General features: G+C 71.2%; 6 protein-coding genes. 5 read left to right on the forward strand and 1 reads right to left on the reverse strand.

Annotation, left to right across the window (positions count from 1 at the left end; translation table 11 throughout):
- Position 1 precedes the first annotated feature (1 nt).
- Entirely contained in the window at positions 2-322 is a 321-nt protein-coding gene (clpS, locus tag FPV26_RS05405) for an ATP-dependent Clp protease adapter ClpS (RefSeq protein WP_147652697.1), read from the reverse strand.
- Between the two features lie 106 nt (positions 323-428).
- On the opposite strand from clpS, the gene FPV26_RS05410 reads away from it, so the two are divergent.
- The 5 genes from FPV26_RS05410 (at position 429) to acnA (ending at position 6027) form a co-directional block, all read left to right on the forward strand.
- On the forward strand, positions 429-911 hold the full coding sequence (locus tag FPV26_RS05410) for a hypothetical protein (protein ID WP_147652698.1): 483 nt from the start codon (positions 429-431) through the stop codon (positions 909-911).
- 1 nt (position 912) lies between these two features.
- Positions 913-1377 (forward strand): NUDIX hydrolase, encoded by a 465-nt coding sequence (locus FPV26_RS05415; RefSeq protein ID WP_147652699.1) that lies wholly within the window; start codon positions 913-915, stop codon positions 1375-1377.
- Positions 1374-2495 carry a tRNA 2-thiouridine(34) synthase MnmA gene (gene mnmA / locus FPV26_RS05420; protein WP_147652700.1) on the forward strand — a complete coding sequence of 374 codons (1122 nt, stop codon included), beginning with the start codon at positions 1374-1376 and terminating at the stop codon, positions 2493-2495. The genes FPV26_RS05415 and mnmA overlap by 4 nt, the downstream gene beginning before the upstream one ends.
- A gap of 5 nt (positions 2496-2500) precedes the next feature.
- Positions 2501-3100, forward strand: a complete 600-nt coding sequence (hflD, locus tag FPV26_RS05425) for a high frequency lysogenization protein HflD (RefSeq protein WP_425473061.1) — start codon at positions 2501-2503, stop codon at positions 3098-3100.
- 164 nt (positions 3101-3264) lie between these two features.
- Positions 3265-6027, forward strand: a complete 2763-nt coding sequence (acnA, locus tag FPV26_RS05430; RefSeq protein WP_147652702.1) for an aconitate hydratase AcnA — start codon at positions 3265-3267, stop codon at positions 6025-6027.
- Positions 6028-6320: the final 293 nt, after the last annotated feature.

A 6320-nucleotide genomic window follows, 5' to 3' on the forward strand; every position in this document is an offset into this window, starting at 1 on the left:
TTTACGCCTTTTCCATCGTGCACAGCAAGGGGTGCTGGTTGAGCCGTGAATATTCGTTCACCTGCGCCACCTTGGTCTCGGCCACCTCGCGGGTGTACACCCCGCACACGCCGCGCCCCCGGGTATGGACGTGGAGCATGATCTGGGTGGCCTTCTCCAGGTTCATGCCGAAAAAGCGCATCAGGACCTCGACCACGAAGTCCATGGGCGTGTAGTCGTCGTTCAGGAGCAGGACGGAGTACAGCGGCGGCCGCGCCAGCTCCGGCTTGCCCGTCTCGACCAGGGCGCCCTGATCCCGGTCGTGTTCGGTCTTGCGGCTCATGGCCGCGATTATAGCGGGCACCCGTGCGACGGCCGGTCGGCACGGTGGCGTGGACTGCGCCGCACGGGCCCGCGCACAATGCGTCTTCCACCCCGAGGGATCCCCCATGCCGCGTCTGCTCCTGCCCGCCCTGCTCTCGCTCGCCGTGCTGCCCGTCTCCGCCCAGGAAGCGGACAGGCCCAAGCCCGATCCGCTGGTGGAGCGCCACCTCAAGCAACTCGACTACACCTACGAGGTGGACGAGGACGGCGATTACAAGCTGGTCTTCGAGCTCGACGGCGGGCGCAGCCAGCTGGTGTATGTGCGCTCCCCGGTCGAGGAGTTCGGCGCCCATCGCGTGCGCGAAATCTGGTCGCCCGGTTACCGCTCCGACACCGAGCAGTTCTCGGCCAAGGTGGCCAACCGCCTGCTCGAGGCCACCCAGGACAACAAGCTGGGGGCGTGGGCCAAGCAGGGCCATTTCGCCGTGTTCGTGGTCAAGCTCCCCTCCGACGCCAGCGCGCAGGCGCTGGAGGACGCGATCGACGCCGCGGTCCGCAGCGCCGACGAGATGGAGAACGAGCTGACCCCGGGGAAGGACGACCTCTGACGTGAGCGGCCGCGCGGGACGCTTCTGGCAGCCGGACGTGACCGTGGCCACGGTGGTGGTGCGGGACGGCCGGCTGCTGATGGTCGAGGAATCGGTGGGCGGCCGGCTGGTGCTCAACCAGCCGGCCGGGCACCTGGAGCCGGACGAGAGCCTGCTCGCCGCCGCCGCCCGCGAGACCCGCGAGGAAACCGGCTGGGAGGTGCGGCCGACCGGATTCGTCGGCGCCTACCAGTGGACCGCCCCGGACACCGGGCAGCAATTCCTGCGCTTCGCCTTCGCCGCCGACCCGGTGCGGCACGACCCGGCCCGCCCCCTGGACGAAGGCATCGTCCGTACCCTGTGGATGACCCCGGCCGAGCTCCTGGCCGAACGCCACCGCCACCGCAGCCCGCTGGTCTGGCGCACCGCGGCCGACCACCTGGCCGGGCGCCGGCACCCCTTGTGCCTGCTGCAGCAACTGGCATGAGCGCCCCGCGCATCATCGTCGGCGTTTCCGGCGGCGTGGATTCGTCCGTGGCCGCCCTGCTCCTGCGCGAGGCGGGCGAGGTGGTGGCCGGGCTGTTCATGCAGAACTGGGCCGACGACGGCAGCGGCGAGTGCCGGGCCGAGGAGGACCGCCGGGATGCGGTCGCGGTCTGCGGCCGGCTCGGGATCCCGATCCATTTCCGCGATTTCTCGCGCGAATACTGGGACGGCGTGTTCGCCCACTTCCTGGCCGAGTACGCGGCCGGGCGCACGCCGAATCCGGACGTGCTGTGCAACCGCGAGATCAAGTTCAAGCACTTCCTGGACGCGGCCCGGGAGCTGGGCGCCGAGCGCATCGCCACCGGCCACTACGCCCGGCTGGCACACGCGGGCGGCCGCTGGCGCCTGCTGCGCGCGGCCGACCGCGGCAAGGACCAGAGCTATTTCCTGCACCAGCTCGGCCAGGCGCAGCTCGCCGCGACCCTGTTCCCGCTCGGCGCGCTGCCCAAGGAGCAGGTCCGGCGCATCGCCCGCGAGGCGGCCCTGCCCACCCACGCCAAGAAGGACTCCACCGGGATCTGCTTCATCGGCGAGCGCGATTTCCGCGAGTTCCTGGCCCGCTACCTCCCGGCCCGGCCCGGCGAGATCCGCGACCCGCAGGGGCGGGTCCTGGGCGAGCATCCGGGGGTCTTCTACTTCACCCTCGGCCAGCGCGCCGGGCTGCAGATCGGCGGCGTGCGTGGCGGCACCGCCGCGCCCTGGTACGTGGTCGGCAAGGACGTGGCGGGCAACGTGCTGACCGTTGACCAGGGCCACGACAGCCCCTACCTGATGTCCCAGGCGCTGTGGTCGGAACCGGCGCACTGGGTGGCCGGCAGTCCGCCCGCGCGGCGCTTCGCCTGCGCCGCCCAGACCCGCTACCGCCAGGCCGCGGAGGCCTGCGAGGTGACGGTGGCCGAGGACGGCACCCTGGCGGTGCGCTTCGCCCGCCCCCAGCGCGCCGTGACCCCCGGGCAGTCGCTCGTGCTCTACGCCGGCGACGAATGCCTGGGGGGCGCAGTCATCGCCCACACCGACGCGCCGCTGGAGCGGCGCCTGCACGGAGAAGTTGCCGCATGAGCGACATGGACGACCGCATCCTCGCCCTCGCCGGCCTGGTCCAGGCCCTGCGCGAGGTGCGCCAGATCGCCGAGACCGGCCAGGCCGACGCCGCCGTGGTCGGCACCGCCCTCGACAGCGTGTTCCGGGTGGACGCCGCCTCCACCGAGGAGGTGTACGGCGGCGCGCAGGCGCTGCGTCCGGGCCTGCGCCTGCTGCGCGAGTACTTCACCAACCAGGCGCGCGACGAGCTGCTGCCGCGCCTGGCGCTGGCGGTGATGCAGCTCGAGCGCCGCTTCGTCCGCGACCGCGAGACCAGCGCGCGCGTGCACCAGGGCATCCTCGCCGTGGCGCCGGAGGCGCAGCGCCTGGGCAGCACCCACCCGGACGTGCTCGGCGCGCTCGGCAAGCTCTACGCCGAAACCATCAGCCACCTGCGTCCGCGCGTGCTGGTGCAGGGCAACCCGCACTACCTCGGCCAGGGCAGCGTGGTGGCCGAGATCCGCGCGGTGCTGCTCGCCGCGCTGCGTTCGGCGGTGCTGTGGCGGCAGATGGGCGGCAGCCTGCTCGACTTCCTGTTCCGCCGCCGCGAGATGCTGGCGGCGATCGAGGCGCGCCTGGGCTGAGGGCCGGCACCGGCCCGGCATGCCCGCCCGCTGCGAGCGGGCGCTCCACGCCAAGCCGAACGGGTGCCGGGGGCCCGGCTTTGCGGCATAATTTTGCGGTTTCGCAGCGGCGTTCGCGCCGCCACCGCCCGCATCCCCAGCCCGCAGCCACGGAGCCTCCCCCAATGGCCGACTCCTTCGCCACCCGCGCCCGCCTCGACGTCAACGGCAAGTCCTACACCTACTACAGCCTGCCCAAGCTCGGCGAGCGCTTCGACCTGGCGAAGCTGCCGTACTCGATGAAGATCCTGCTGGAGAACCTGCTCCGGCACGAGGACGGCGTGACCGTGCTGCCCGAGCACATCGAGGCGGTGGCCACCTGGGACCCGAAGGCCGAGCCCGACACCGAGATCGCCTTCATGCCCGCGCGCGTGGTCCTGCAGGACTTCACCGGCGTGCCCTGCGTGGTGGACCTGGCCGCGATGCGCGACGCCGTGGCCCGGCTCGGCGGCGACCCGAAGCGGATCAACCCGCTGATCCCCTCCGAGCTGGTGATCGACCACTCGGTGCAGGTGGACGTGTTCGGCCGTCCCGACGCGCTCGACCTCAACAGCCGGATCGAGTTCGAGCGCAACCGCGAGCGCTACAGCTTCCTGCGCTGGGGCCAGAAGGCGTTCGACAACTTCAAGGTGGTGCCGCCGAACACCGGCATCGTGCACCAGGTCAACCTCGAGCACCTGGCGCGGGTGGTGTTCGAGCGCGAGGTGCAGCATGCCGATGGAAGCAGCGAACTGCAGGCGTTCCCCGACACCGTGTTCGGCACCGACAGCCACACCACGATGATCAACGGCATCGGCGTGCTGGGCTGGGGCGTGGGCGGCATCGAGGCCGAGGCCGCCATGCTCGGCCAGCCGTCCTCGATGCTGATCCCGCAGGTGGTCGGCTTCAAGCTCACCGGCAGGCTGCCCGAGGGCAGCACCGCCACCGACCTGGTGCTCACCGTCACCCAGATGCTGCGTGCGCTGGGCGTGGTCGGCAAGTTCGTGGAGTTCTACGGCGACGGCCTGCAGCACCTGCCGCTGGCCGACCGCGCCACCATCGCCAACATGGCGCCCGAGTACGGCGCCACCTGCGGCATCTTCCCGATCGACGCCGAGGCGCTGAACTACCTGCGCCTGTCCGGCCGCAGCGAGGAGCAGATCCGCCTGGTCGAGGCCTACGCCAAGGCCCAGGGCCTGTGGCACGCCCCGGACTCGCCGCATGCGCACTACTCGGCCACGCTCGAACTCGACCTCGGCGAGGTCCGGCCGTCGCTGGCCGGCCCCAAGCGGCCGCAGGACCGCGTGCTGCTGGAGAAGGTCAAGGAGAACTTCCGCACCAACCTGCAGGGCCTGATCGCCAACCGCAAGCCGAAGAACGACGAGCCGGCGCGGATGGATGCCGAGGGCGCCGCGCAGGCGCACGGCGACCACCTGGTCGCCGAGCCGGTGTCGAAGATCCGCATCCGCGACCAGGACGCCGAGCTGCGCGACGGCTCGGTGGTGATCGCCGCGATCACCTCCTGCACCAACACCTCCAACCCGGCGGTGATGCTCGGCGCCGGCCTGCTGGCGCGCAACGCGGTCAAGCGCGGGCTCAAGGTCAAGCCGTGGGTCAAGACCTCGCTCGGCCCGGGCTCGCTGGTGGTCACCGACTACCTGAAGAAGGCCGGCGTGCTCGGCGACCTGGAGCAGCTCGGCTTCTACGTGGTCGGCTACGGCTGCACCACCTGCATCGGCAATTCCGGTCCGCTGCCCGAGGAAGTGTCGAAAGGCATCGCCGAGAACGACCTGGTGGTCGCCTCGGTGCTCTCCGGCAACCGCAACTTCGAGGGCCGCGTGCACCCCGAGGTGAAGATGAACTACCTCGCCTCGCCGCCGCTGGTGGTGGCCTACGCGCTCGCCGGCACCGTGGACATCGACCTCACCAGCGAACCGCTCGGCCACGACGAGGCCGGCAACCCGGTGTACCTGCGCGACATCTGGCCGTCGAACCAGGAGATCGGCGACGTCATCGCCGCCACCGTCAGCCCCGAGCTGTTCGCGCAGAACTACGCCGACGTGTTCAAGGGCGACTCGCGCTGGAACCAGATCCCCGCGCCGGAAGGCGAGGCCTACGCCTGGGATCCAGCCTCGACCTACATCAAGCACCCGCCCTACTTCGAGGGCATGACCATGCAGGTCGGCCGGATCGAGGACATCCACGGCGCGCGCGTGCTCGGCCTGTTCGGCGACTCGATCACCACCGACCACATCTCCCCGGCCGGCAACATCAAGAAGGACTCGCCGGCGGGCCGCTACCTGCTCGAGCGCGGCGTGCAGCCGGCCGACTTCAACAGCTACGGCAGCCGCCGCGGCAACGACGACGTGATGGTGCGCGGCACCTTCGCCAACATCCGGATCAAGAACCTGATGCTGGGCGGCAAGGAGGGCGGCTACACCCTGCACTTCCCCGACCGCAGCGAGATGACCATCTACGACGCGGCGATGAAGTACAAGGCCGAGGGCGTGCCGCTGGTGGTGATCGCGGGCAAGGAATACGGCACCGGCTCCTCGCGCGACTGGGCCGCCAAGGGCACCAGCCTGCTCGGGGTGAAGGCGGTGATCGCCGAGAGCTTCGAGCGCATCCACCGCTCCAACCTGGTCGGCATGGGCGTGCTGCCGCTGCAGTTCAAGGACGGCGAGAACGCGAAGTCGCTCGGCCTGGACGGCTCGGAGGTGTTCGAGATCACCGGCCTGCAGGACGGCGCGGCCAGGACCGCCACCGTGGTCGCGCGCAAGGCCGACGGCAGCGAGGTGCGTTTCGAGGTGCGGGTGCTGCTGCTGACGCCGAAGGAAGTCGAATACTTCCGCCACGGCGGCATCCTGCATTACGTGCTCCGGCAGCTGGCTTCGAAGCGCGCAGCCTGACCGCTTCGGCTGGGGCGGAAGCCCGGCCCTCGCGCGGCACGCGCGAGGGCGCTCAGCGGCGCACGCGGCGGTGCCGCGTCAGCGCGCCGCTTCGCCCGCCACGGCGGCATCCTGCATTACGTGCTCCGGCAGCTGGCTTCGAAGCGCGCAGCCTGACCGCTTCGGCTGGGGCGGAAGCCCGGCCCTCGCGCGGCACGCGCGAGGGCGCTCAGCGGCGCACGCGGCGGTGCCGCGTCAGCGCGCCGCTTCGCCCGCCACGGCGGCATCCTGCATTACGTGCTCCGGCAGCTGGC

It is taken from the genome of Vulcaniibacterium gelatinicum (assembly GCF_008033445.1).
GTDB classification, from domain to species: domain Bacteria; phylum Pseudomonadota; class Gammaproteobacteria; order Xanthomonadales; family Xanthomonadaceae; genus Vulcaniibacterium_B; species Vulcaniibacterium_B gelatinicum.